Here is a 24,081-nt window from a genome sequence, read left to right as displayed (position 1 = left end):
TTGGTGATTATGAAATTAAACGTTTCCAGAAAGCGCGGATTCTGTTAAGATAGCGTCAAAACAACCCAACTAATGGGAAATTGGAGAGTGCCTCTATGGAAAAGACGTATCTGATGGTCAAACCTGATGGAGTACAACGTGGATTAATTGGGCGTATTGTCTCACGCTTTGAAGATAAGGGCTTTAAGCTGGTCGCTGCAAAGCTGATTACAGTAAGTGAAGACCAAGCTAAAAGACATTATGCGGAGCATGCTGGCAAGGCCTTTTTTGCAGAGCTGGTCTCTTTCATAACGTCGGGTCCAGTGTTTGCAATGGTATGGGAAGGTGATGATGTTGTAGCATTATCCCGTACGCTCATTGGTAAGACGAAGGTAGGCGAAGCTTTGCCGGGCACGATTCGAGGCGACTTTGCCAGCCATACACCGCTTAATTTAATTCATGGATCAGACTCGCCTGAAAGTGCAGAACGAGAAATTGCTAATTTCTTTACTCCAGATGAACTGAATCTGTATAACAAAGAGATTGCAGTCTGGATGTAGAAGCCAGGTGGGAGGCAGGGATTAACATGTCTGATCGTAATGTTGCAGCATTAACAGAAGATTCAGATTACATCGGGTTTATTTATCATGTTAAGCAAAGCACCGGAATTGATCTGTCTCAGTATAAAGAAGCGCAGATGAAGCGGCGTTTAACGACTCTTCGTGTGAAGAATGGATATAATACCTTTAGCGATTTTTTTGCCGCAATGATGAAGGACAAGGAATTATTTTATGAATTTTTAGACCGAATGACGATTAATGTGTCCGAGTTCTGGCGGAATCCGAATCGGTGGGAAGTGCTGCGAGATATCATTCTTCCTGACATACAACAATCTGGTCGCAGATTGAAACTGTGGAGCGCTGCATGTTCCACTGGAGAAGAACCCTATACGCTGGCAATGATTTTATCAGATAAGAATTTATTGGGACAGACTGGTATTCTGGCTACGGATATTGACGATGGTGCTCTATCCAAAGCAAAGCAAGGTCTGTATCTGGAACGTTCTTTAAAAGATGTGCCTAAGGATGTTGCCGCTCGTTATTTTAAACCTGAGGGTCCTCTATTCAAAGTTAGTGATACGCTTAAGAAAAACATAGATTTTCGCAAACAAAACTTACTGCTGGACAAGTTCGATGAGGGGTTTGATCTTATCATTTGTCGCAATGTTATGATTTATTTTACTGAAGAGGCGAAGAATAAGCTCTACCATAAGTTCTCGGCTAGCTTACGTCCTGGTGGATATTTGTTTGTAGGTAGTACAGAGCAAATCTTTACGCCAGCACAGTATGGCTTTGAATCGACAGAAACTTTTTTCTATCGTAAAAAATAAATACTTCTTGCTCCTTCATAGTGTTCTTTATACGTATACTTTCTCTATAGTTCAGTGATACTGGGTAGTAGAATCTGTAAGCTAAGCGAAAGGATCGTTAAACCGATGGACAAAAGCAAGGTCATTGCCGCGTACAAACGAGGCTTTATCACCGTTCGTGAGTGCGGGCAAATTCTCGGTGTGGAAGAAATGCAATTGAAGCGCCTTCTGCAACTGGAAGAGCGTAAGTCTACATTTCCTTCAACGAGTCAGCGGATCGGCAGCTAACTAGTGCCGGACCGAGCCGAGGAGCGCCATTCATACTCTTTAGAGTATGAATGGCGCTTTTCTTTACACAAAAACCAATTCATTTTGTCGCGAATAGAGTCTTTTTAGGGAGATCCCTTTCTTGTCAAAGAGGATTGCCTATACTATAATGAGCAAAGATCATTAGGATTTTAGCGGTTTACAGTTTAAAAGTATAAAAGGGGGAACGCAGCATGAGTTTGCGCTATTTAACAGCGGGGGAAACGCACGGCCCCCAGCTTACGGCCATTATTGAGGGATTGCCAAGTAATTTGACATTGAATTTTGAAGAGCTTAATTTTCAATTGCAGCGTCGACAAAAGGGATATGGACGTGGACGTCGCATGCAGATTGAGAAAGATACGGCACAAATTGTAGGTGGAGTACGTCATGGCTATACTACAGGTGCTCCAGTAGCCTTGGTAGTAGAGAATAAAGACTGGACCCACTGGAAGAACATTATGAATATCGAGCCTATTCCTGGCAGTGACGAAGAAAAACGCCGCGTAAATCGGCCACGTCCTGGCCATGCAGACCTGAATGGCGGATTGAAGTACAACCATACGGATCTTCGGAACGTACTGGAGCGCTCCAGTGCCCGCGAAACAGCAGCCAGAGTTGCATGTGGCGCTGTGGCCAGACAACTGCTTGCAGCTTTTGGCGTGAAAGTAGCAGGTCAAGTCATCCGCATCGGTGAAATTGAAGCGCCTGCTAACGATCTGCCTATCGATGAGTTGATTGAGCGGACGGAACAGTCCTCTGTCAGAGTTGTCGATAAAGAAACGGAACAGAAGATGGAGGCTTACATAGATCAGATCAAGGAAGAAGGCGACTCCATCGGTGGAATCGTTGAATGTATCGTCGAAGGACTTCCTATCGGACTTGGCAGTTATGTACAGTCAGATCGGAAGCTTGACGGAGCAATCGCTGGGGCGGTAATGTCGATTAATGCATTCAAAGGCGTGGAAATTGGCATTGGGTTTGAAGCTGGTAAATTGCGTGGATCGCAAGTCCATGATGAAATTATGTATGAAGCTTCTAAAGGATACTACCGTGCAAGTAATCGCTTAGGTGGTTTTGAAGGTGGTATGACTAACGGAATGCCTGTTGTAGTTCGCGGTGTCATGAAGCCTATCCCTACCCTCTATAAACCGCTTCAAAGCGTAGATATCGACACAAAAGAACCATTTACAGCGCAAGTTGAACGTTCGGACGCTTGTGCAGTTCCAGCGGCATGTGTTGTTCTGGAAAGCGTAGTAGCTTGGGAAATCGCAAAAGCTTTCCTTGATAAATTCGGTGGTGATTCACTGGAAGAAATTAAAGCGAACTATGAAAATTACCTATCACAGCTGGAGAGCTACTAATTATGCGTACCATTAATGTAGATTTAGGCGACCGCTCGTATCCTATTCTTATCGGTAGTGGATTACTAAAGGACATCGCCCATTATTGTGCTGAAGCTGGATTTTCGGAGCGTAGTCCACTGTTAGTAGTGAGTGATACTGAAGTAGCGCCAAGGTACTTGCCGGCTCTTGAAGAAGCTCTGAGATCTCACGGCTATACTGTGGTTAGTCACATTATGACGGCAGGTGAAGCCTCTAAATCATTAGCCGTGTATGAAGAAGTCATGACAACCGCAATTCAGGCAGGGTTAGACCGCAATTCAGCGGTTTTAGCTTTGGGTGGTGGTGTGGTTGGTGATTTAGCTGGATTTGTAGCAGCAACCTATATGCGCGGGATCGGATTTCTGCAAATTCCAACGACGATCCTAGCTCATGATAGTAGTGTGGGTGGTAAAGTGGCGGTCAATCATCCATTAGCCAAAAATATGATAGGGGCTTTCTATCAACCGTCAATGGTACTCTACGATTTAGATACCTTACGTACACTTCCAGCACGGCAAGTTTCATCGGGTCTGGCAGAAGTGGTGAAGCACGGTCTCCTCGTGGACAAAGAGTTCGCATATTGGTGTCGTGATCATGCTGAAGAGCTGTTAGATCTGAATGTTGAAGCGTTAGGCTATGCTTTAGAGCGTGGCTGTGCAATTAAGGCAGATGTTGTGGCGAATGATGAGCGTGAGCATGGACTTCGAGCAATATTGAACCTTGGACACACGATCGGACACGCCATTGAAGCCGTTGGTGGGTATGGAGTGTTTCTACACGGAGAAGCGATTGCGATTGGCATGGCAGGTTCAGCGCTACTGGCTGCGAAGCTTGGGCGGGATACTTCCATTTATGAGGATACTGTATCCATGCTGACTGCGCTATCACTGCCAGTACGCCTTCCTTCCCAATATGATGAAGATGAACTGATGGACGCTATGATGCATGATAAGAAATTCAAAGAAGGCAAGATGACCTTTATCGTGCCTGATTCCATAGGCTCTGTAAGCATTGTGAACGATGTACAGGAGTCGCTAGTGCGAGAGGTTCTCGCTGAGCTTAAGAAGGAGGAAAGATCGTGGTAAACCGAGGGATTCGCGGAGCAACAACCGTGACTAAGAACGAAGAGGCAGAGATTTTACGTGAGACCGTTATATTGTTGCGGGAGATCGTAGAACGCAATGATGTTATAGCTGAGAATATAAGCAATGTATGGATTACGATGACCAATGATCTGGACGCTACATTTCCTGCAAGAGCTATTCGTGAGATTGAGGGCTGGGAAATGGTTCCACTTATGTGTTCAACGGAAATCCCGGTTAAAGGAAGCTTACCGAAGTGTATCCGGTTGATGGTACAGATTAATACGGATAAATCGCAGCGTGAGATTCGCCACGTTTATCTGAATGAAGCTCAGAAGCTACGTCCGGATTTATCAGAGAGAAAGTCTTAAATTATAGTTGTGGGTTGTCAATGACCCTCGTCATCATGTATAGTGTAGTTAGCCGAGTATAGAAGAGTTTAGTTTAGTTGAGATGAGTATAGTTGAGCAGAGTGCGAGAAGTTTTTTTAGATTAGCATGTATCGTGTAAGCAGAGTCTTTATTTTGATATGCACTGAAGTCATTTATCAGTGATGTATCTTATTTAGGGATAAGTCTGTAAACACTACATAATTATGCTGATCGATGCTCAAAAACATATACTTACTTATACAAACCCTCTACTTCGGTAGAGGGTTTTTTTGTATTTCGGAACCATTCATATATCTAAGGGGGCATCTAACAATGACGAATCCAAGTGTTCAAGAGGTGGTAAAGCTGTCGCGGGATTATAATCTGATTCCTGTTGTAAAGCGACTGCTCGCTGATATGGAAACACCAATCCGGTTATTCCAACGTTTCGCTGAACGTGACCGCGCATTCTTACTTGAAAGTGTAGAGGGTGGCAAACAATGGGCACGGTATTCGTTCATCGGCAGCGATCCCTTTTTGATGATATCCGGTAAAAAGGGTGCAATTAACGTTGAGGTAGGCGGAGAGAAGAAGCAATTGTTCGGAAAGCCGATCGAGGAGCTTAAAGCGTTACTCCGTTCATACCGTAGCCCTAAGCTTGACGAGATGCCCCCTTTTACTGGAGGGGCTATCGGATTTTTTGGATATGATCTGCTGCAATATTATGAGAAGTTACCTCAGCATCCTGTGGATGATCTCCAAATGGATGATATAAGATTTATGTTTTGCGATCGGATCATTGTTTTTGACCATGTGAAGCAGCAGATTCTACTTGTTGGTAACCTGCATGTAAAAGATGGAGATACAGATTCGGATATTAGATCCAATTATGAAAGCCTGAGTCGTAAGCTGGAGGCTATGGCCGAAGAGCTACAAAAAGAAGGCCCTAAGGAAAATGTGAATCGTCGCAGCATTCCGCAGGATATTGAGCTTGGTGAGATTCATTCTAATCTTACTAAAGAGCAGTACATCAACAATGTAGAACAGGCGAAGGAATACATTCGCGCAGGTGATATTTTTCAAGTGGTATTGTCACAGCGATTGCATATTGAAACGGAAGTTTCTCCACTGCATGTATACCGGATGCTCAGAACCCTTAACCCTTCCCCCTATATGTACTATTTGAAAATGGATGAGGAGATTATTGTTGGTACCTCACCGGAAGCGCTCGTAAAGGTGGATGGGGATCGCGTGGAAACACGACCGATTGCTGGAACAAGACCAAGGGGTGACAGTGAAGCATCGGACCGGGTGTTTGCTGCAGAGCTCTTGGAGGATGAAAAAGAACGTGCGGAGCACCTGATGCTTGTTGATCTAGGCCGTAATGATCTAGGGAGAGTATCCAAATTTGGTTCTGTGAAATGTGATTCCTTTATGGAGATTGAAAGATACTCCCATGTCATGCACATGGTATCGAATGTGTCAGGTACGCTCAGTGAGGATAAAGATTTCTTTGATGCCTTCCTCTCCTGTCTGCCTGCGGGAACGGTTTCTGGGGCACCGAAGCTACGAGCTATGGAGATTATAGCAGAACTGGAAAAAGAAGCTCGAGGCGCTTATGCCGGAGCGATTGGATATTTAGGGTTCTCAGGAAATATGGATTCTTGTATCACCATTCGTACCATCATCTTCCGGAAAGGTCGCGCGTACGTGCAGGCCGGGGCAGGGATCGTTTGGGACTCAGTTCCTGAAAAAGAGTACGAAGAGACCGTGAATAAAGCGAAGGGCATGCTGAAGGCTATTCGTATGGCAGAAGCAATGTTTCCATCCGAAGTGAAAGAGAAGCAAGTCATCAACCAAGATTATATGTACGAATATACCCCTGAACAAGTGGTTTGATTTATATAGTAACTCATTAAGGCTGGGAGGATGAACATTATGGATGCAACGAAATTAATACAATCAGGAATCGCCGGACTGATCGAAGGCAAGAATCTGACACGTACAGAAGCACGGGATATAATGGGTGCTATAATGCTAGGAGATGCTTCACAAGCGCAAATCGGTTCACTGCTGACCGCTTTACGAATTAAAGGAGAAACCGTGGAGGAGATTACGGGTTTTGCGGAAGCCATGAGAGGGTTCGGCACATCCGTACTGACTGATCGCGCACGCTTGTTAGATACTTGTGGTACGGGCGGTTCCGGCATCCATAAATTTAATATTTCAACCGCCTCAGCGATTATTTCATCAGCGGCTTCTGTAAGAGTTGCAAAGCATGGCAATCGCTCTGCTTCTGGCAGAGCGGGAAGTGCGGATGTACTTGAAGCCCTTGGCGTAAACATTCATCTGAATGCAGACCAGGCCCGAGAATGTCTGGATCGTATCGGCATTTGCTTTTTATTCGCACAAATTTATCATCCCTCGATGCGGCATGCAGCAGCTCCTCGTAAAGAGCTTGGTGTACGTACGATCTTCAATATGCTGGGTCCTCTTACGAATCCTGCTGGAGCTGACCGTCAGTTACTTGGGATTTATGATCGGGATAAGACCGAGACGGTGGCTAATGTACTGAAGGAGCTGGGTTCTAAGCGTGCGATGGTTGTAAGTAGTTCGGATGGTCTGGACGAAATCAGCATCTCAGCCTCTACATTAGTGTCTGAACTAAAAGAGGGTATAGTGACCACTTATGAAATTACTCCGGAGGGATTAGGTCTTAACAGACATCCGCTTGAAGCTGTTTTGGGTGGAGACGCAGCTGAGAACGCAGCAATTATTACTTCTGTGCTCCAAGGTGAGATCAATCCTTATCGAGATATCGTGTTAGCTAATGCAGGAGCATGTATATATGTTGCAGGTCTGGCAGATACCTTGGCTGGGGGCGTCGAGAAAGCTAAAGAAGTAGTGGATTCAGGTAAGGCATTATCCAAGCTGGAACAGCTTGTTGTGATGACGGAGGAGCTTAATTATGTATCTTGATAAAATTGTCGCAACTAAGATTAAAGAGGTGGAGGCCCTCAGTGATAGCTTTTCTCTAGCTCAAGTCGAGCGTGAAATAGCAGCACTTCCTCAGACTAGGGGCTTTCGTAAGGCTCTGACCCAAGGGAAGAACAGAGATATGGGTTTGATTGCTGAGGTGAAGAAGGCTTCCCCTTCTAAAGGGTTGATTCGTGAAGATTTCGATCCTGTTGCCATTGCAAAAGGTTATGAAGCGGGAGGCGCTGATTGTTTATCTGTTTTGACGGATACGGATTATTTTCAGGGCAGCGCTGCTTACTTGCAGCAAGTGAAGGAGGCTGTAAATCTGCCGCTGCTTCGCAAAGATTTTATTATCGATGAGAAACAAATTTATGAAGCGCGAATTCTTGGGGCAGATGCGGTGTTGTTAATCGTTGCTATTTTGACACCGGATAAACTGACTCATTTTATAGAAATAGCTACAGGGCTTGGAATGGATATATTGATCGAAGTTCATGATCGAAATGAGCTTGCGGTGGTATTAAGTACAGACAAGATAACTCATTCTAATGTACTGCTGGGCATTAATAATCGTAATCTGCGTACCTTTGAGACATCCTTAGAGACAACGGCAGAGCTGGCAGCACTAGTACCTCAAGGGGTTCCTGTGATTAGTGAAAGCGGAATTGCAGGGCCAAGTGATATTGACTACCTAAGAACGACTGGCGCTCACGGGGTACTCGTAGGGGAATACCTAATGCGTCAAGCTAATGTAGAAGATGCGGTAAATGGATTGCTAGGAAGGCTTCCAAATGGAAAGGACCGTGTCCGGCATGGCTGAGACATTGGTAAAAATCTGTGGACTTCAGGACGTTGAAGTGCTAAAATCTATGGTACACTTACCACTAGATTATATCGGATTTGTATTTGCGCCTAGTCGTCGCAGGGTAACTTTGGAGTGTGCTTCCGAACTGATAGCTGAGCTTCCACAATGGAAGACTAGTGAAAAGCCTAAAGCTGCTGGGGTTTTTGTTAATCCGGAGCTAGATGAGCTGGGAGAGCTGCTCTCTGTAGCACCACTAGATGTCATTCAGCTACATGGGCAGGAAAGTCCAGCTTTTTGTCAAAAGGTCCGGCAAGCTTTCCCGCAAGTACAGGTATGGAAGGCATTGTCTGTTACTGATAAAGAGCGTGATGACGCTGATAACAAATATACATTGGAACAATACGCAGGCTCTGTTGATGCGGTGCTGTTAGATACTTATGATCCTCAGCAGAGCGGTGGCTCTGGGCGCACGTTCGCTTGGGAGAGATTACCTGGTTATCAGGAAATCGCGCTACGAATTGGTTTGCCATTGTTTGTAGCTGGAGGACTTCATCCAAATAACGTTGGAGAGCTGCTAGATACCTATGCTCCGTACGGAGTAGATGTATCCAGTGGAGTAGAGAGTGAAGGCATTAAAGATATTATTAAAATGACAGCTTTTGTGGAAAGGGTGAAGCAATCATGACACAAGTACCGGACCAGCATGGACGTTTCGGTTCATTCGGAGGGCGCTTCGTGCCCGAAACTTTGATGACTGCATTGATTGAGTTGGAGGAAGCCTATCAGAAGTATTCGGCGGACCCGGCTTTTCAAGAAGAAATAGATTATCTATTAAAGCAATATTCCGGACGGGAGACCCCGCTGTATTATGCGGAGCGTCTAAGTAAGCATCTGGGAGAAGCTAAAATATATTTGAAGCGTGAAGATTTGAATCATACGGGTGCTCATAAGATTAACAATGCGATTGGTCAGGGGATTCTGGCTAAAATGATGGGTAAAACCAAGGTGATCGCTGAGACTGGAGCAGGTCAGCATGGTGTAGCTACTGCTACGGTTGCAGCTCTACTTGGTATGGAATGTAAGGTGTTTATGGGAGAAGAGGATACTCGTCGCCAGGCACTCAATGTATTCCGTATGAAGCTGCTTGGTGCTGAAGTGATTCCTGTTACTTCCGGATCACGCACCTTAAAAGATGCCGGCAACGAAGCCCTTCGCTACTGGGTTAGCAATGTGGAGGACACTTTTTACATTCTAGGTTCTGCCGTAGGCCCACATCCATATCCGATGATGGTTCGTAACTTTCAGCGGGTTATTGGTGATGAAACGCGGCGCCAGATTCTTGAGGCTGAAGGAAGACTGCCGGATGTTCTCGTAGCTGCCGTAGGTGGCGGTAGTAATGCAATCGGTATGTTCTATCCATTCGTTGAGGATAAAAGTGTCGGTATGATCGGTGTTGAGGCAGCAGGCAAAGGAATTGACACACCTTTTCATGCGGCTACGATGAGTAAGGGGACTCATGGCGTATTCCAGGGTTCGATGAGTTATCTACTGCAGGATGAGCATGGTCAAGTAACAGAGGCACATTCCATCTCGGCAGGTCTGGATTATCCTGGTGTAGGACCTGAACACTCCTATTTAAAAGATATCGAACGCGCAAAATATGTCCCCATTACAGATGCAGAGGCACTTGATGCACTGAAGCTGCTATGTGTAACGGAAGGCATTATTCCAGCGCTGGAGTCAGCCCATGCGATTGCCCATGTAGTGAAGATGGGTCCAACCCTTACCAAGGATGATATTGTTGTTATCTGCCTGTCAGGCCGGGGAGACAAAGATGTGGAATCCATTATGGCGTACACAGAAGGGAAGGGAAACGAATGACAACCGAAACTACAAACCGAATGGATTTAGTATTCCGGAAACTTAAGGCTGAAGAACGGACAGCATTAATTCCTTTTCTGACGGTTGGAGACCCTGATCTGGAGACTACTCTTGCTATCATCGCAGAACTGGAGGCGGCCGGTGCAGATATTTTGGAGCTAGGCGTACCTTATTCTGATCCGCTAGCGGATGGTCCTGTCATTCAGCGAGCGTCTGCACGAGCTCTGCGGGGTGAGGTTCACCTGCGTACCTGCATGGAGACCGCATTAAAAGCTCGCCAAGCCGGAAGTAGCTTGCCATTTATTTTGTTTTCCTATTATAATCCAATCTTGCAAATGGGGCTGGATACATTTTTCGCCGAACTGAACGCTCATGAGATTAGTGGACTCATTATCCCAGATCTTCCTGTCGAGGAATCAGAGGAGATGCGACGCCGTAGTAGTGAGGTTGGCGTTAATCTCATTCCATTGGTTGCACCGACCTCCAGTGAACGGATTGCAAAGATTGTCTCAGGTGCGAGTGGGTTTATCTATTGTGTATCCTCGTTAGGTGTGACAGGGGAACGATCCACTTTCCATGCTGATGTAGAGACGTTTATTGATTCCGTGCGTCAAGCTACGGATCTGCCAGTGGCTGTAGGATTTGGTATTTCAACTGGCGAGCAGGTTGCCCGCTTTGCTCAGATTTGCGATGGTGTTGTAGTAGGTAGTGCCATTGTTCGCAAAATAGAAGAGGTCATTCCGCTCCTCGATAATCCTGCCACGCGGAATGAGGGGCTGTTGCAAATTCGAGAATTTGTGGCACAATTAAAAAGACCATAACAGTGTCATTTTGACCTGTGTATAGTGGAGTAATCAACTATGGAGAGCGAGGACTATTCATGAATCCAAAACCGAATATAGTTAATCTCCCTGTCTACAAACCAGGGAAACCTATAGACGAAGTTAAGAAGGAGCTCGGCTTAAGTGAGGTTATTAAGCTTGCATCCAATGAGAACCCGTATGGAGCTTCACCAAGTGCAAAAGAAGCTATTCTAGCAGAGCTTGAGAATCTTTATCTTTATCCGGACGGCTCGGCTGTGGAGTTGACGGCAGCACTTGCCAGCCGTCTTGGTGTGAATAGCGATAATATTATTTTTGGCTGTGGCTCTGATGAGATTATTGCTCTTATTGCTCGTGCCTTCTTCTTGCCAGGTGATGAGACAATCATGGCTGACCAGACCTTCTCTGTGTATAAGAGTAACGCAGATATCGAAAGTGCAGTATCCATTGAGGTACCACTAGTAAATGGTACACATGATCTGGATGGAATGCTGGCCCGTATTACGGACCGTACGAAGGTGATCTGGATCTGTAATCCGAATAACCCAACAGGAACGATTGTGCCAGAGGAAGCCTTGGTTTCTTTCCTTGATGCTGTGCCTTCCAATGTAATGGTTGTCCTTGATGAAGCATACTGCGAGTATGTAACAGATCTTTCTTACTCCGATGGCATCCAATTATTGAATCGTTATAACAATCTGGTTGTGCTTCGCACCTTCTCCAAAATTTATGGCTTAGCTGCATTGCGTATTGGTTATGGTGTTGCTAGTCCTGAGATTATCTCATTGATTAACAAGGTACGTGAGCCTTTCAACACCTCTCGTCTTGCGCAAGCGGCGGCTCTTGCTGCCTTGAATGACCAAGATTACGTGAAGGAATGCCGTCGTCTTAATAGCGCTGGTATTGTGCAATTACAAGGTGAGTTCAAACGTTTGGGCCTAGAAGCCTTCCCTGCACACGGGAACTTTATTATGGTAGATGTTCGTAAACCTTCAACAGAGGTTTTTGATGCTTTGATGCGTAAAGGAATTATCGTAAGAGCGGGCCATCAAGTTTACCCTACTTATATTCGTGTTACTGTGGGCTCCGCTGAACAGAACACAGCTTTTATAACTGCGCTGGAACAAATTCTTATAGAGTATGGTGTGCGCGCTTAGTAATAAACAGCAAGACTAGACTAAAAAAGGCAGGTAGTTCAAAGAACATGACGACAAAAATAGCTATATTCGGTGTCGGTCTGATCGGAGGCTCACTGGCCCTTTGCTTTAAAGGCAAGGAGGGCCTGACCGTCGTAGGACATGCCCACCGTCCTGAATCCGCGAGTAAATATATAAGCAGAGGTGTGGTAGATCATGCCACGCTTTCTGTTGAAGAAGCGGCACTTGATGCTGATTTCATTTTTTTATGTGTACCGGTAGGGATGTTAGAGGATTATCTGCAGCAATTAAGCAATTTGCCTCTAAAACCCGGCTGCATTATTACAGATGTAGGAAGCACGAAAGCTAGTATTGCCGCATGTGCGGTCTCCTTAGATATTCCTGGAGTACATTTTATCGGCGGACACCCAATGGCAGGATCAGAGCGCTCAGGTGTTGAGGCAGCTTCATCACTGCTATTTGAGAATGCCTATTATGTGTTGACGCCTCCTCCTGGAGTGCCAAACGAGCCTTATCAAGCACTGGAGTCTTTACTACAACACACCAGAGCGCAGATTGTACGCCTTGATCCAGAACGTCATGATGAGATTGTAGGCGCCATTAGTCATTTACCGCATATTATTGCTGTTGCTTTGGTAAATCAGATTCGTGCCTATGACGATACCGACTCCTTATATAGCACTTTAGCGGCAGGGGGCTTTCGGGATATCACTCGGATTGCGTCCAGCGATCCTATAATTTGGCGAGACATTTTGCTGAACAATCGTTCCGTAATGCTTCGTTTATTGAAGGATTGGAATGAGGAAGTTTCATCTTTTGTTCGTCTACTGGAAAGTGAAGATGGCGTAGGGATTGAAGAGGCCTTTCAAGAAGCAAATGGCTTCCGCAGTCAGTTACCTGAACGGCGTAAAGGTATGATAGCGCCTTTATTTGACCTACATATTGATGTACCGGATCATCCGGGGATTATCGGTCGTATTGCTACTGAGCTGGGGGACCAAGGGATTAACCTTAGCAACGTACAAATCATCGAGAGCCGTGAAGATGTGCCTGGTATTATGCGCCTATCTTTCCGACAGGAGAACGATATGGAACGAGCGAAAGTGCTCCTGCAGGAGCACGATTATACCGTATATGTGTAGTATTAAGGTTCGCTCCGGGTCATTTTCAAATCGTAATAAATAGTAAAAACAGCGATTCTCATGTTATTAGAGAATCGCTGTTTTGTTATTCTGGCTTGTTGGTTGCTAGCTTCCACATGCCGCCGTCAGTACCACCTTTGAAGTAGTCTTTCGGACTCCACTGACGCTATTTCATTTGGAGGGCTTATATTGGGTGTTTTTCGCTCTAATTTAGATTTGGCTTTTTGCAACTGTTCCCGAACTCGCTTTCTCCATTTCGATCAGTATTTCTTCCAAGAAATTCTCAGGTACATATGTCATGCCATTCATTATAAATTCCTGGCTGACATTAACCAAATTAACTTGAGTTTATTTCGCCGTAACTATTTTGGCTATCTACAAAACGATTTCTTGCTGCTCCTATACCAACTAAAAAGAGAAAGGCCGAAGCTCCAAGCAGAATGAAAAGTGGCAGGTTCCAACTATTTGTCGCATCATGCAGATATCCTATAAGGGCAGGACCGATTGCGGCAAGCAGATATCCGATCGATTGCGCCATACCAGACAGTTCCGCCGCTTGATGCGCATTTTTAGTACGTAAACCGAAAAACATCATGGATAAGCTAAAGGCGCAGCCTCCACCAATTCCGAGTATGATGATCCACAACAGAATGATATTGGAGCTTCCGTAAAGCAGTCCGAGCGTTCCCGTCAAAAGCAAAATGGTTGTGATGACCACTAACGAACGTTGACTTGACATTCGCCCAGCAATAACGGGGACAATAAAGGTAAATGGAAGCAGCGCTAACTGCATTATTGAGAGGTACCATCCTGATTGGCTTGAGTCAATGCCTTGCTGCTTTAAAATTTCAGGCAACCATGCGATCAGCACATAGAAAATCATGGACTGCATACCCATAAACAAGGTTACTTGCCAGGCGAGAGGGGAACGCCAAACATTTACATCATTGCAGGCCATCTGTTGACTCGTCGAGGTTGTTCGCTTCGTATGCTTCCTTAATTGAGGCGACCAGCAGAGGATCGATACAAAGCTTAAGATCCCCCATATTCCCAACGCTCCCTGCCATTTTAAACCTACGTTAACGGCTAGCGGTACACTAATTCCCGATGCGATCGCTCCAGATAAACTCATTGAAATTCCAAAGATACCAGTCATGGCACCTATTTTATTAGGGAAATCACGTTTGATTAAACTTGGCATTAATACATTACAAACGGCAATTGCAAATCCAAGAATTGCAGTTCCAATATACAGATTTGCAGCGCCAGCTAAAGAACGTATTACAATACCAACAGTCAAAAAGATCAGGGCAAACAAAATTAAAAGTTCTACTCCATACCTGCGTCCTAGTTTTGGTACTAGAGGCGATAATAAAGCAAAGGTAAGTAACGGTACCGTTGTTATCAGGCCTGCTAAAGTATTGGAGATATGAACGTCTTCCCTTATGAGACCCACTAAAGGACCGACCGAGGTTAAGGGAGCACGTAAATTTGCGGCAATAATAATAATGCCGAGTATTAGCAGCCCTAGAGATGATGGTAATATTTTCTTGTTCGGCATTCTTCATTTCACCTTCCAGAATTATGTGTACTTTTGGTTTTCTGCTGATTGAAAAACTATGAAATAACATCCGCGCGGACAATGAAAGTATATTATAATATATTAAAATTAACAATAAGTATTTTATAGTTAACTTTATGAAGACTGTCCTATCACTTGAAGTGCTTTATATTAGTTAAAAAAAATACAACTCTGAGTTCCCATATATAATGGAATACTGAGTTGCATTTTATAAGTGAAATTTTCGGCTTTTAGAAACCATATTTTAAGGAGATATGGAGCACTGTTTCGCTATTCGTATGATTGGTATAAGAGTGAGGGCGATCTGCACGAAAACTGATCGTATCATATTGATTCAATGTGTACATCTCACCATTGACTTGAATTTCAATGGAACCAGTCATTACTGTCGCAATTTCAGTTGTATTCACATGATGACCTTCAGGGTGATACGAACTATTTGGCTGTAAGTAAGCTCGACACATTTCAATATCGTTGCTTACGTTTTTAAAGACGGGTTCAATGATCCAATTCTTTTGATCATTAGAAAACCGAAGACCTTCGCCTGCTCGATACAAACTAACAGGGTCTTCAGATTTGAACAAAGCTAGTAGGGGTAAAGATAGGCCTTTTGAAATTTTCCATATAATCGCCAAAGTTGGATTTGTCTCGCCGCGTTCGATATTCCCCAGAGTAAGTTTACTTACACCTGTTAATTCCGCTAAGTCATCTAAGTTCATGTTTTTTTCTTTTCTGTACTTTTTCAAGGCACCGCCGATTTGTAGTACAAGTTGTTTTGATTCATCAATGTCATTCATTTTATATTCACCTCAACAAATATCTTTATAGCTAGTATATTGTTTATCTTGACTCTTTTCCATACCTCTTCAAGTGGACGCAAACGGGGTAATAGATGACTGTGGGGATTTGTGGAAGCTAATTCGCTCGCCATAGTAAAATAACCTATTATAGATCATCTAACAGAAGGTACAGCGCTTACAGGACAAAAAAAGACCGCTTACAAAGTAAGCGGCTACAGTTCACAATAAATTGGAACCGTGTAGTATTTGGATAGGAGTGGAGAGAAACCATACTGTACTTTTATTATATGTATACGTTTACATTTTGTCAACAGTTTATTAAAAAGAGATTAAAGTCATATTACAGTGATCAAAGTCTTATTGTTGAACTTCATGTTCGTTTATAATCTGTTGTCAGGTCATGCTGACGAGATTACCGCTCTGAAGTCTATTAATGTCATCCTATGAGAATCTGTGATACAATAGATCTGGTATATTTCTAGATTCGTTATAAAATTTATATGCTCTTAGAAATATGCCATTTTTCTTTTTATATTCATCACAATCATCATGCCTTAATTATTGGGTGTTTGAATATACATAGGTGTATTTCAAAATGAAGAACGGATAAGTTGCACGTCATATATTTTCCCTTGAATTTCCATAAGGAACGGTTGTCTTACATAAAAGGTCGACAATATCGTTTCATCTTGTAATAAACTAAAAAGTTGCAGTAAACCACCGCAACTTTTAAAGCCCAAACCGGTATAATAAGTACGGACCGGACGGGAAAAGACGTGCAAGGGCGAGGAGGGCCAATCTCACCATGACGGATTCCCAGTTGATCCAGGAAATCAAACAAGGTAACACAGAATTATATTCAGAATTAATGCGTCGTTATCAACGAAAAATATTGGCATTTGTATATCATATGCTTAGAAACTCACAAATGGAGCTAATTGCAGAGGACCTTTGTTCGGAGACTTTCTACAAGGCATTCCGTAGCTTGCATTCCTTTCGAGAGGTAGATGCTTCCTTTTCAACGTGGTTGTACACTATTGCTCGTAATACTGTGCTAAGTGAGCTTCGTAAGAATCGTGCCGGTAATGTATCCCTAGAAGAGAGTGGATATACTCCCGTTGCACCGTTTGAAGTAGCACCTGAGCAGGCTGCATTGCGTAAAGAACGGATGAACTTGGTCCGTGAGGCAATTAATAATCTTCCGGAGAAACAACGCTCTGCACTAATCCTGCGTGAATATGATCAGATGGATTATCAAGAAATTGCAGAAATTTTGGATCAGAGTGTAAGCTCCGTGAAATCATTGTTGTTTCGTGCCAGAAGTAGTGTGAAGCTTCAACTCGAATCCTATTTCAATGAGCCTGAAGTTGAAGAGCAGGTTGAGAGGGTGTAAGGCGAATGAATTGCAGGGAAGCGCAAGAATGTATTCCGCTCTTGTGGGACGCTCCCCCCACACATCCTAGGCGGATTTTGCTTGAACAACATATTGAAACTTGTCCTTACTGCGCCGCTGAATGGTCTCTGTGGCAAGAGAGCAGTCAGCTTATGCACGATTTGAAAGAAGAGATCAGTGAAGAACGTGCGGAAGTTATAAATGTTAAAGTAATGGAGCGGATTTATCTAGAGAGTCCTTGGTTGATGCCAGGGGATGGGAAATCCGCGGGGACATCTGCCATTGTTCGCCATAGGCTTAGTCTTTGGATCGCTTGCTTCCTGGCGGTATTTTTGTCCAGTGTTCTTTACTTTACTATGTTTAGAACACCTGCTGATATCACTGCTGCTCAAAGTGGAATTGTTGAGACTGGCGTTGCTGGTTCTATGGAATGGACATCCACGTATCCCATTTTAGGCTCTGAGGGTGGGATCATTGAACCGCTTGTAGTGAATATGGGACCTACTCATCCTCAATATTGGATGATGTTATCCATGCTTGGTGTGGGTTTTGCAGTGTTTTCATTAACCCGGCTGAATCGATATCGCAGATCATAAAGGGTCTATTGATGTATGACTTGGCTATTGCAGTATATAATAGTGTTATGAACGATGTGGGAGTCCCTTTATGTAAAGATAAGGGGATTTTTTGTATTCTAATACCTATAAAAGAAGACTTTTTATTTCATCCATGTTACATTAAGAGACAAATACTTGGGTGAAAAGGGGGAGGCAATATGCTAATCGGCTTGATACGCCATGGATTGACGGACTGGAACGCAATTGGAAAGATACAGGGGCAAAGTGATATTCCGCTTAATGATGAAGGACGGATGCAAGCTGCTATGCTTGCTGACCGCTTATTACAAGAACCGTATCGCTGGGACTACTGCATTACAAGTAACCTTTCCCGGGCAGCAGAGACAGGCAAGATTATCGCTGACAAATTAAATTTACCGTTGCTCGATCCTGATCATCGTATCCGAGAACGTGCTTACGGGCAGGTAGAAGGGCTTACTGCTGCTGAGCGTGAAGAGAAGTGGGGGAAAGATTGGGGTCAGCTTTCACTTGGTCAAGAAACCGACGAACAGCTACAAGCTCGTGCACTTGCCTTTATGGAAGACATTTCTGCGCTGCATCCCAATAAGAATATACTTGTCATATCTCATGGAGGATTCCTCGCTCAACTGTACACAGCACTTTACAAGGATAAGTATTCTGAACGAATTGGAAATTTATCACTAACCATTTTGGAAAAGAAAGAGCGGGAATGGAACCCTATTTTATACAATTGTACTCGTCATATCCTGCAAAATCAGCGTTAACCCGTGCATCGGGTTATTTTTTTTGCGCTAAGGGGAATAAAATGGGCTGTATTTCCCATAATGGTAGTAAAACGGTGAGGCGATAAAACATGAATCTGGCGGATATGCTCACGTATGCAGATATTGGACAGCTGACCGCCATAGCGGGACGCTACCGGTGTGAATGCAAGCAGAATTCCAAACATGACTTGATCCAGAGTATTTTGATTATGCTTGGAAGCAGAAGTTTTATGGAGTCTCATATCCGGGAATGTGCTCCGGAGGATTTACGGTTTCTGAATACATTACTTTTTGATGAACGCAGCTACTTTAGTCTAGAAGATTTGTTGGCTGTAGCTAGGCAGGCTTCTTTCGATGCTCCTGAGGGAAAGTCCGGAGGCTTCCGAGAGATGATTTCTCGTTTCAAAAGTGGAGGCTGGCTCTTTAGTGGTTCCTCTCAGCAAACCAGATACTTGTTCCAAGTGCCCAAAGACTTGAAAGAGCGCTTTCGTGAGACGATGAGCGCACATATCAAGGAAAAGGTTACGGTTAGCTCTGAACCAGCCATGTATCGAAATGAAGGAGAATTGCTGTTAAGTGATCTGGTCATGCTTCTGCGATATATTAAGGAGAATGAGCCAGAGCTGAATCAGGAAGGGGCCATGTATAGGCGGTATCAGCAAGGCGTGATGAATGCACTTCATATTCCGGAGGATCTCCTTAGCAAAGGCGGCTGGAGATTTGGTTATGGTAGGGCATGTGAGCATTATCCACCAAGATTAGCGCTCCTATATGATTATGTTCGTCATCGCCGCTGGATCACTGAAGAAGGTTTTCGGCTAAGGCTTACATCGACAGGGGAGGCTGTGTTGAACGATGGAAAATGTGACTCGTTGATGCAGATATTCTCTTTTTGGTTAAAACTATATAAGGGGGCTGTACCAAACCTACCTTCACTTGTGTATTGGGTAAGCATTAGCGCTGGGAATTGGGTGAGCGTTCCTTCATTAGTAGATGGTGTGGGGTGGTTAATCAAACCGTTCTATTATGACAATGCTGCTTCTATTCTGGAGCAACGAATTATTCGGATGATGGTGCACCTTGGGATGCTTAAATTAGGCGAGACCACTGCTGGACTCGTTGTGATGATGACGCCGTGGGGGATGGAGATAGCCGTGCCTAAACATCTATAGTAGTATGGAGGCATACAAGTAAATGCTTATGGGGATTACATATGTAAACGAGGTCTTCGCATGGGTTGCTGATGGGAACAAAAGAGGAAGTATGGATCAGAATAGGTAAATATGTAGAACGTAGACAGGATTGTTGAATATGATTTAGTAGGTGCCGTCTCTTTTGAAACCGAAAACAAAATCATCTTGAGGGATATCAAAATATTAAAGTAATATGGATCTCTTAAACAGCGGAGGTGTATCGAATGGACAAAATGAAGGCTACGTACGAAGTGATGCTAGGACTTGCGGCAGAAATGGTGTGGGATGAAGCGCTGCGAAAGCGTCGCTCCGACATCTTGCACCGTGAGATTGACACGGCGCTGGCTACAGGAGATAAGTTGGCTTTTCGAAATCTTACAGAGGAACTTAAAAGTTTGGCATAAAGAAATGCGCTTAGCGCATTTCTTTTTTTAGTGCGCCCAGCATGGGCGCTATCTATAGGGTTGAAGTCCCGAATGGCGAAGGCAGTAGTAGCCATTAGTCTAAGGCAAGGGTGTCCACCGTGAGGTGGAATCTGAAGGAAGCCGGCGGCAAATCTCCGGTCTGAGGAACACGAACTTCATATAAGGCTAGCGTACGTTGGGTGAGGTTGCTAAACAAACTAAAACCCTTACTGCCAAAGGTGTGCGAGAGTAAATGAAGCAGATAGATGGAGAGGAAGATAGCGTTCTTACCTGGGGAGATCTGTACGGAACGCGGAACAACTTCCGTAACCTTACCTGTGAAGGTAAGCTGAACGTACAGAAGTCAGCAGATGCCATAGTACGCCCCGTGGTGCAACACGGGCGGAAGGGCTGAACATGAAATAGGTATTTGTATATCCAGGCGTTCGAGATGAGTGATGAAAGCAGAAAAAAAAAATCCGTAAGGACCTAACTGAAGAAGGAAGCGGTGAATCCCGTGGGGGACTTCAGCAGGGCTGAATTCATCTTTGGCACAAGAGGAAGATGCAAATCACGTAAAGAGAGGTAAAAAAAAATGTTGGAGCAGTTGCTGTCACGGGAAAATCTTCTGCAAGCCTTAAAGCGTGTTGAAGCCAATAAAGGAAGCCATGGCGTAGATGGCATGTCCGTAAAATCCTTACGAAAACACATCGTACAAAACTGGCAAACCCTACGGCATGCGATAGAAGAAGGAACCTATGAACCGAGCCCCGTACGACGGGTCGAAATCCCGAAACCGAACGGCGGAGGTGTCCGGATGTTAGGGATACCTACCGTGACAGACCGAATGCTTCAGCAAGCCATTTCGCAGGTGGTAACCCCATTGTTCGATCCACAGTTTTCCGAGCACAGTTATGGATTTCGTCCCAAAAGGCGGGGACATGATGCGGTGAGGAAAGCTAGAGAATTCATGAAAGAAGGATATCGATTCGTAGTCGACCTAGACTTGGAGAAATTCTTTGACCGCGTCCACCATGACCGTCTTATGTTGAAGATTGCGGAGAAAGTGAAGGACAAGAAGGTCCTCTTACTTATTCGTAAATATCTTCAATCGGGCGTGATGGAGAATGGATTAGTAAAGCCGACATTAGAAGGAACGCCGCAAGGGGGGCCCTTGAGTCCGTTATTAACTAATATTGTACTGGACGAACTGGATAAGGAACTGGAGAAACGTGGACACCGATTTGTGCGCTATGCGGACGACTGTAATATCTACGTGAAAACTCCGAGAGCAGGTGAACGAGTCAAAGCATCCGTCACTGGGTTCATTGAGGGAAAGCTAAAACTCAAGGTAAACCAAGGCAAGAGTGCGGTAGACCGCCCCTGGAAACGGAAGTTTCTGGGTTTTAGTTTTAGTGTGGACCAAGAGCCAAAGGTGAGGATAGCACAGCAATCCTTGCAGAAAGCGAAGGTTAGAATTCGAGAGATAACCTCTCGAAAGAAGCCGATGAAGATGGAAGAGCGAATCCAGAAACTAAACCAATATCTTATGGGATGGTGTGGGTACTTCTCGCTAGCGGATACACCAAGTAGCTTTCGAGACATGGATAAGTGGATACGAAGAAGGCTAAGAATGTGCCTATGGAAGCAATGGAAGAACCCGAGAACCAAAGTCAAAAGACTAATATCCTTAGGCGTACGCAAGGATAAAGCGGATGAGTGGGGAAATACCCGAAAAGGGTACTGGCGAATTGCAGGGAGTCCAATTTTGTCACGAGCATTGAATAACCGATACTGGGAAACCAATGGACTTAAGAGCTTAATGGACAGATACAACTTACTACGGAATATTTCATGAACCGCCGTATACCGAACGGTACGTACGGTGGTGTGAGAGGTCGGGGGCTCACCGCCCCCTCCTACTCGATTTTATAGATGTGATTTTTCTAATGGAGCAATGAAGCTCTCAAAGTATGAACCCCATTACTACTTCTAAGACTTGTATATCTACTTCTACATTGGATTGATATCATATCTGTAAAATCTAAATCTAGACGTTCGTCCCCCTCTTTCAATATAATGGGATTTATAACTTCGGGCAAATTTGTGAAAAGTGGAAGCGACGAAGGATCGTATATAGGGAGATGGACATCAATGAAATTCAGTGATTTTGAAGTAGAGCAGTGGGAAGAGAATCGAAAATTCTATGATACATGTCTCATACCTTTTACAGGATTAAGTGGTTCCGAGAGTCCTCCTGAGACGGTTCAAGCATTAGAGAGATTACGTGATTTCATGGATTTGGTGGAAATCCCTTTTAAGGGACGTATTGTAACTTACCCAGCGATTCAGTATGGAGGGGGAGGGTATGTCGATTTAATTAATGAGGTTTGCCGAAAAGTCAAATCCAGTGGTTTCCAGTATGCAGTTGTGTTGACAGCGGATATAGCACTTCAGGAGAGAGAAATAATTGAAAGCGATTTAGTACTCTCTCTGCCTATCATTGAGGCCTCTCTGGAAGGTAAGATTAACAGCAATATTGGTATGAAAATTCAAGAGATGTGGCGGCGATGAACCCCTTTTAAATGTGACAGAAAATCAACAATTATAAGCGAAAATCACTTTTTGGCCTGTCACAAATTAGACAATATTCTTGACGGGTTTTGGAGCCTAAGCTATTATTAGGTTGAATCGAAATGGTATGTGATGTATTTCATTGAAAAGATTTGAAAACGGATTATTTATAGTAAGGCATCTCGGATCGGACACCATAGATACTTTCTTATATCTTGAGAAGGGGGTTATATAACAGTATGAGCAGCCATAATGATCAACAGGATATTTGGCCTGAACAACCACCCAGCCGTAAAGAGATGTCGCGCAGGCAATTTTTGACCTATACACTAGGTGGCGCTACTGCTTTTATGGGGGCAGGTACAATACTCCCAATGGTCCGTTTTGTCGTGGACCCAATATTACATAAGAAGGGCGCGGGTGATTTTATAAAGGTTGCTGAAATAAGCAAAATCACCGAAGAGCCACAAGAGTTTACGTTTGAATTGAAACAGAAGGACGGATGGTACGATAGCACAGCAACGCTGACTGCGTGGATCCGTAAAGACGCAAAGGGTGATATTTATGCGCTTTCACCCATTTGTAAACATTTAGGATGTACGGTCGGATGGAACAATGATAAGGCATATCCGGACGAATACCATTGCCCTTGCCACGGTGCACGTTACACCAAACTCGGCAAAAATCTCGAAGTAGCTCCAAAACCACTTGACCAGTATAAAACGAAATTTGATAACGGGTGGGTTCTTTTGGGTGATATTGTGCCTAATACAGTAGCGAGTGAGGAGGCGTAGGTTCTAATGTTTAAAAATGTCTATAACTGGATTGACGAACGTTTGGATGTTACGCCAATTTGGAGAGACGTGGCCGATCATGAGGTTCCTGAGCATGTTAACCCGGCCCATCACTTCTCAGCGTTTGTGTATTGTTTTGGCGGACTGACCTTTTTTATTACAGTGATTCAGATCTTATCGGGTATGTTCTTAACGATGTATTATGTTCCAGATATTATCAATGCTTATGCTAGTGTTGAATACTTACAGTCCAGTGTTGCTTTTGGACAAATTGTTCGCGGCATGCATCACTGGGGTGCAAGTCTAGTCATTGTTATGATGTTTCTTCATACGATGCGCGTTTTCTTTACAGGCTCTTACAAAGCTCCGCGTGAGATGAACTGGGTGGTTGGAATGCTCATCTTCTTCGTAATGTTGGGGCTCGGCTTAACGGGTTACTTATTGCCTTGGGACAATAAAGCTTACTTTGCGACTAAGGTAACGCTCGAAATTGCCAACTCTGTTCCAGTGATGGGTCCTGTACTGAAAGAACTTATGCAAGGCGGTACGATTGTTGGTGCAGAAACATTGACTCGGTTTTTCGCATTACATGTATTCTTCCTCCCAGCGGTGCTTCTTAGTCTGCTCGTAGGACACTTTATTATGATCCGCAGACAAGGGATTTCTGGACCGTTGTAAGTTAATCTGAGAGAGGAGGAATA

The 24,081-nt window shown here is 44.2% G+C and carries 26 protein-coding genes; 24 read left to right on the top strand and 2 right to left on the bottom strand.

The window, feature by feature from the left end; all coding sequences use genetic code 11:
• Positions 1-95 precede the first annotated feature (95 nt).
• The 14 genes from ndk to QNH28_RS20310 all read left to right on the top strand — a co-directional run bounded on the left by ndk (position 96) and on the right by QNH28_RS20310 (position 13,277).
• Complete coding sequence (ndk, locus tag QNH28_RS20375; RefSeq protein ID WP_283908298.1) at positions 96-539, top strand: nucleoside-diphosphate kinase; 444 nt, start codon at positions 96-98, stop codon at positions 537-539.
• Positions 540-565: 26 nt separating this feature from the next.
• Complete coding sequence (locus QNH28_RS20370) at positions 566-1,369, top strand: CheR family methyltransferase (RefSeq protein WP_283908297.1); 804 nt, start codon at positions 566-568, stop codon at positions 1,367-1,369.
• Between the two features lie 105 nt (positions 1,370-1,474).
• Positions 1,475-1,636 (top strand): hypothetical protein, encoded by a 162-nt coding sequence (locus tag QNH28_RS20365; RefSeq protein ID WP_170880309.1) that lies wholly within the window; start codon positions 1,475-1,477, stop codon positions 1,634-1,636.
• Between the two features lie 212 nt (positions 1,637-1,848).
• On the top strand, positions 1,849-3,018 hold the full coding sequence (gene aroC / locus QNH28_RS20360) for a chorismate synthase (RefSeq protein WP_283908296.1): 1,170 nt from the start codon (positions 1,849-1,851) through the stop codon (positions 3,016-3,018).
• A 2-nt stretch (positions 3,019-3,020) separates the two neighbouring features.
• Complete coding sequence (gene aroB / locus QNH28_RS20355; RefSeq protein WP_283908295.1) at positions 3,021-4,124, top strand: 3-dehydroquinate synthase; 1,104 nt, start codon at positions 3,021-3,023, stop codon at positions 4,122-4,124.
• Positions 4,118-4,492 (top strand): chorismate mutase, encoded by a 375-nt coding sequence (aroH, locus tag QNH28_RS20350; RefSeq protein WP_283908294.1) that lies wholly within the window; start codon positions 4,118-4,120, stop codon positions 4,490-4,492. Before aroB ends, aroH begins: the two co-directional genes overlap by 7 nt.
• Positions 4,493-4,825: 333 nt before the next feature.
• On the top strand, positions 4,826-6,391 hold the full coding sequence (gene trpE, locus QNH28_RS20345; RefSeq protein WP_283908293.1) for an anthranilate synthase component I: 1,566 nt from the start codon (positions 4,826-4,828) through the stop codon (positions 6,389-6,391).
• A 39-nt stretch (positions 6,392-6,430) separates the two neighbouring features.
• The gene (gene trpD / locus QNH28_RS20340) at positions 6,431-7,471 is read left to right on the top strand and encodes an anthranilate phosphoribosyltransferase (protein ID WP_283908292.1); all 1,041 of its coding nucleotides are present in this window, start codon (positions 6,431-6,433) and stop codon (positions 7,469-7,471) included.
• A complete protein-coding gene (trpC, locus tag QNH28_RS20335; RefSeq protein WP_283908291.1) occupies positions 7,461-8,291 on the top strand; it encodes an indole-3-glycerol phosphate synthase TrpC in 831 nt (276 codons plus the stop codon). The genes trpD and trpC overlap by 11 nt, the downstream gene beginning before the upstream one ends.
• The gene (locus QNH28_RS20330; RefSeq protein WP_283912212.1) at positions 8,284-8,961 is read left to right on the top strand and encodes a phosphoribosylanthranilate isomerase; all 678 of its coding nucleotides are present in this window, start codon (positions 8,284-8,286) and stop codon (positions 8,959-8,961) included. Before trpC ends, QNH28_RS20330 begins: the two co-directional genes overlap by 8 nt.
• Positions 8,958-10,157, top strand: coding sequence for a tryptophan synthase subunit beta (gene trpB, locus QNH28_RS20325; protein WP_234531879.1), 1,200 nt, complete (start codon positions 8,958-8,960; stop codon positions 10,155-10,157). The genes QNH28_RS20330 and trpB overlap by 4 nt, the downstream gene beginning before the upstream one ends.
• Positions 10,154-10,978 carry a tryptophan synthase subunit alpha gene (gene trpA / locus QNH28_RS20320; RefSeq protein ID WP_283908290.1) on the top strand — a complete coding sequence of 275 codons (825 nt, stop codon included), beginning with the start codon at positions 10,154-10,156 and terminating at the stop codon, positions 10,976-10,978. The genes trpB and trpA overlap by 4 nt, the downstream gene beginning before the upstream one ends.
• 59 nt (positions 10,979-11,037) lie before the next feature.
• Complete coding sequence (gene hisC / locus QNH28_RS20315; RefSeq protein WP_283908289.1) at positions 11,038-12,135, top strand: histidinol-phosphate transaminase; 1,098 nt, start codon at positions 11,038-11,040, stop codon at positions 12,133-12,135.
• Between the two features lie 47 nt (positions 12,136-12,182).
• Positions 12,183-13,277, top strand: a complete 1,095-nt coding sequence (locus QNH28_RS20310; RefSeq protein ID WP_283908288.1) for a prephenate dehydrogenase — start codon at positions 12,183-12,185, stop codon at positions 13,275-13,277.
• Positions 13,278-13,614: 337 nt separating this feature from the next.
• Here the strand turns inward: QNH28_RS20310 and QNH28_RS20305 are convergent, their stop codons facing one another.
• Both QNH28_RS20305 and QNH28_RS20300 read right to left on the bottom strand, forming a co-directional pair.
• Positions 13,615-14,838 (bottom strand): CynX/NimT family MFS transporter, encoded by a 1,224-nt coding sequence (locus QNH28_RS20305; protein WP_283908287.1) that lies wholly within the window; start codon positions 14,836-14,838, stop codon positions 13,615-13,617.
• Positions 14,839-15,089: 251 nt separating this feature from the next.
• Entirely contained in the window at positions 15,090-15,656 is a 567-nt protein-coding gene (locus QNH28_RS20300) for a helix-turn-helix domain-containing protein (protein WP_283908286.1), read from the bottom strand.
• A gap of 808 nt (positions 15,657-16,464) precedes the next feature.
• On the opposite strand from QNH28_RS20300, the gene QNH28_RS20295 reads away from it, so the two are divergent.
• The 10 genes from QNH28_RS20295 to qcrB all read left to right on the top strand — a co-directional run bounded on the left by QNH28_RS20295 (position 16,465) and on the right by qcrB (position 24,058).
• Positions 16,465-17,052 carry an RNA polymerase sigma factor gene (locus QNH28_RS20295; RefSeq protein WP_042190156.1) on the top strand — a complete coding sequence of 196 codons (588 nt, stop codon included), beginning with the start codon at positions 16,465-16,467 and terminating at the stop codon, positions 17,050-17,052.
• Between the two features lie 5 nt (positions 17,053-17,057).
• Positions 17,058-17,648, top strand: coding sequence for an anti-sigma factor family protein (locus QNH28_RS20290; RefSeq protein WP_283908285.1), 591 nt, complete (start codon positions 17,058-17,060; stop codon positions 17,646-17,648).
• A 179-nt stretch (positions 17,649-17,827) separates the two neighbouring features.
• Positions 17,828-18,415: a histidine phosphatase family protein gene (locus QNH28_RS20285; protein ID WP_283908284.1), complete on the top strand. Its 588-nt coding sequence runs from the start codon at positions 17,828-17,830 to the stop codon at positions 18,413-18,415.
• Between the two features lie 89 nt (positions 18,416-18,504).
• Positions 18,505-19,587 carry a hypothetical protein gene (locus QNH28_RS20280; protein WP_283908283.1) on the top strand — a complete coding sequence of 361 codons (1,083 nt, stop codon included), beginning with the start codon at positions 18,505-18,507 and terminating at the stop codon, positions 19,585-19,587.
• A gap of 245 nt (positions 19,588-19,832) precedes the next feature.
• Complete coding sequence (locus tag QNH28_RS20275; RefSeq protein WP_042129535.1) at positions 19,833-20,012, top strand: IDEAL domain-containing protein; 180 nt, start codon at positions 19,833-19,835, stop codon at positions 20,010-20,012.
• Positions 20,013-20,265: 253 nt separating this feature from the next.
• Entirely contained in the window at positions 20,266-20,427 is a 162-nt protein-coding gene (locus QNH28_RS20270; RefSeq protein ID WP_179085742.1) for a hypothetical protein, read from the top strand.
• Positions 20,428-20,607: 180 nt separating this feature from the next.
• On the top strand, positions 20,608-21,870 hold the full coding sequence (gene ltrA / locus QNH28_RS20265) for a group II intron reverse transcriptase/maturase (RefSeq protein ID WP_283908282.1): 1,263 nt from the start codon (positions 20,608-20,610) through the stop codon (positions 21,868-21,870).
• Between the two features lie 296 nt (positions 21,871-22,166).
• On the top strand, positions 22,167-22,586 hold the full coding sequence (locus QNH28_RS20260) for a DUF2487 family protein (protein ID WP_283908281.1): 420 nt from the start codon (positions 22,167-22,169) through the stop codon (positions 22,584-22,586).
• A gap of 239 nt (positions 22,587-22,825) precedes the next feature.
• Positions 22,826-23,380, top strand: a complete 555-nt coding sequence (locus tag QNH28_RS20255) for a QcrA and Rieske domain-containing protein (protein ID WP_094874664.1) — start codon at positions 22,826-22,828, stop codon at positions 23,378-23,380.
• A 6-nt stretch (positions 23,381-23,386) separates the two neighbouring features.
• Positions 23,387-24,058, top strand: a complete 672-nt coding sequence (gene qcrB / locus QNH28_RS20250; protein ID WP_042129529.1) for a menaquinol-cytochrome c reductase cytochrome b subunit — start codon at positions 23,387-23,389, stop codon at positions 24,056-24,058.
• The last annotated feature ends 23 nt before the right edge of the window (positions 24,059-24,081 follow it).

Source organism: Paenibacillus sp. G2S3 (assembly GCF_030123105.1).
In the GTDB taxonomy this organism is placed as follows: domain Bacteria; phylum Bacillota; class Bacilli; order Paenibacillales; family Paenibacillaceae; genus Paenibacillus_AQ.
The sequence above is the reverse complement of the archived record's forward strand: the minus strand, read 5'-3'. Positions and strand labels throughout refer to the sequence as shown.

Excerpts from the sequence above, each read along its gene's own strand:
- trpC (WP_283908291.1), top strand. The coding sequence starts at position 7,461 with ATGTATCTTGATAAAATTGTCGCAACTAAGATTAAAGAGGTGGAGGCC.
- trpA (WP_283908290.1), top strand. The coding sequence starts at position 10,154 with ATGACAACCGAAACTACAAACCGAATGGATTTAGTATTCCGGAAACTT.
- QNH28_RS20255 (WP_094874664.1), top strand. The coding sequence starts at position 22,826 with ATGAGCAGCCATAATGATCAACAGGATATTTGGCCTGAACAACCACCC.
- QNH28_RS20285 (WP_283908284.1), top strand. The coding sequence starts at position 17,828 with ATGCTAATCGGCTTGATACGCCATGGATTGACGGACTGGAACGCAATT.
- QNH28_RS20270 (WP_179085742.1), top strand. The coding sequence starts at position 20,266 with ATGAAGCAGATAGATGGAGAGGAAGATAGCGTTCTTACCTGGGGAGAT.
- QNH28_RS20275 (WP_042129535.1), top strand. The coding sequence starts at position 19,833 with ATGGACAAAATGAAGGCTACGTACGAAGTGATGCTAGGACTTGCGGCA.
- QNH28_RS20260 (WP_283908281.1), top strand. The coding sequence starts at position 22,167 with ATGAAATTCAGTGATTTTGAAGTAGAGCAGTGGGAAGAGAATCGAAAA.
- QNH28_RS20295 (WP_042190156.1), top strand. The coding sequence starts at position 16,465 with ATGACGGATTCCCAGTTGATCCAGGAAATCAAACAAGGTAACACAGAA.
- trpB (WP_234531879.1), top strand. The coding sequence starts at position 8,958 with ATGACACAAGTACCGGACCAGCATGGACGTTTCGGTTCATTCGGAGGG.
- QNH28_RS20280 (WP_283908283.1), top strand. The coding sequence starts at position 18,505 with ATGAATCTGGCGGATATGCTCACGTATGCAGATATTGGACAGCTGACC.
- QNH28_RS20300 (WP_283908286.1), bottom strand. The coding sequence starts at position 15,656 with ATGAATGACATTGATGAATCAAAACAACTTGTACTACAAATCGGCGGT.
- QNH28_RS20330 (WP_283912212.1), top strand. The coding sequence starts at position 8,284 with ATGGCTGAGACATTGGTAAAAATCTGTGGACTTCAGGACGTTGAAGTG.
- hisC (WP_283908289.1), top strand. The coding sequence starts at position 11,038 with ATGAATCCAAAACCGAATATAGTTAATCTCCCTGTCTACAAACCAGGG.
- QNH28_RS20365 (WP_170880309.1), top strand. The coding sequence starts at position 1,475 with ATGGACAAAAGCAAGGTCATTGCCGCGTACAAACGAGGCTTTATCACC.
- ndk (WP_283908298.1), top strand. The coding sequence starts at position 96 with ATGGAAAAGACGTATCTGATGGTCAAACCTGATGGAGTACAACGTGGA.
- trpD (WP_283908292.1), top strand. The coding sequence starts at position 6,431 with ATGGATGCAACGAAATTAATACAATCAGGAATCGCCGGACTGATCGAA.
- trpE (WP_283908293.1), top strand. The coding sequence starts at position 4,826 with ATGACGAATCCAAGTGTTCAAGAGGTGGTAAAGCTGTCGCGGGATTAT.
- QNH28_RS20290 (WP_283908285.1), top strand. The coding sequence starts at position 17,058 with ATGAATTGCAGGGAAGCGCAAGAATGTATTCCGCTCTTGTGGGACGCT.
- ltrA (WP_283908282.1), top strand. The coding sequence starts at position 20,608 with ATGTTGGAGCAGTTGCTGTCACGGGAAAATCTTCTGCAAGCCTTAAAG.
- QNH28_RS20310 (WP_283908288.1), top strand. The coding sequence starts at position 12,183 with ATGACGACAAAAATAGCTATATTCGGTGTCGGTCTGATCGGAGGCTCA.
- qcrB (WP_042129529.1), top strand. The coding sequence starts at position 23,387 with ATGTTTAAAAATGTCTATAACTGGATTGACGAACGTTTGGATGTTACG.
- aroC (WP_283908296.1), top strand. The coding sequence starts at position 1,849 with ATGAGTTTGCGCTATTTAACAGCGGGGGAAACGCACGGCCCCCAGCTT.
- QNH28_RS20370 (WP_283908297.1), top strand. The coding sequence starts at position 566 with ATGTCTGATCGTAATGTTGCAGCATTAACAGAAGATTCAGATTACATC.
- aroB (WP_283908295.1), top strand. The coding sequence starts at position 3,021 with ATGCGTACCATTAATGTAGATTTAGGCGACCGCTCGTATCCTATTCTT.
- QNH28_RS20305 (WP_283908287.1), bottom strand. The coding sequence starts at position 14,838 with ATGCCGAACAAGAAAATATTACCATCATCTCTAGGGCTGCTAATACTC.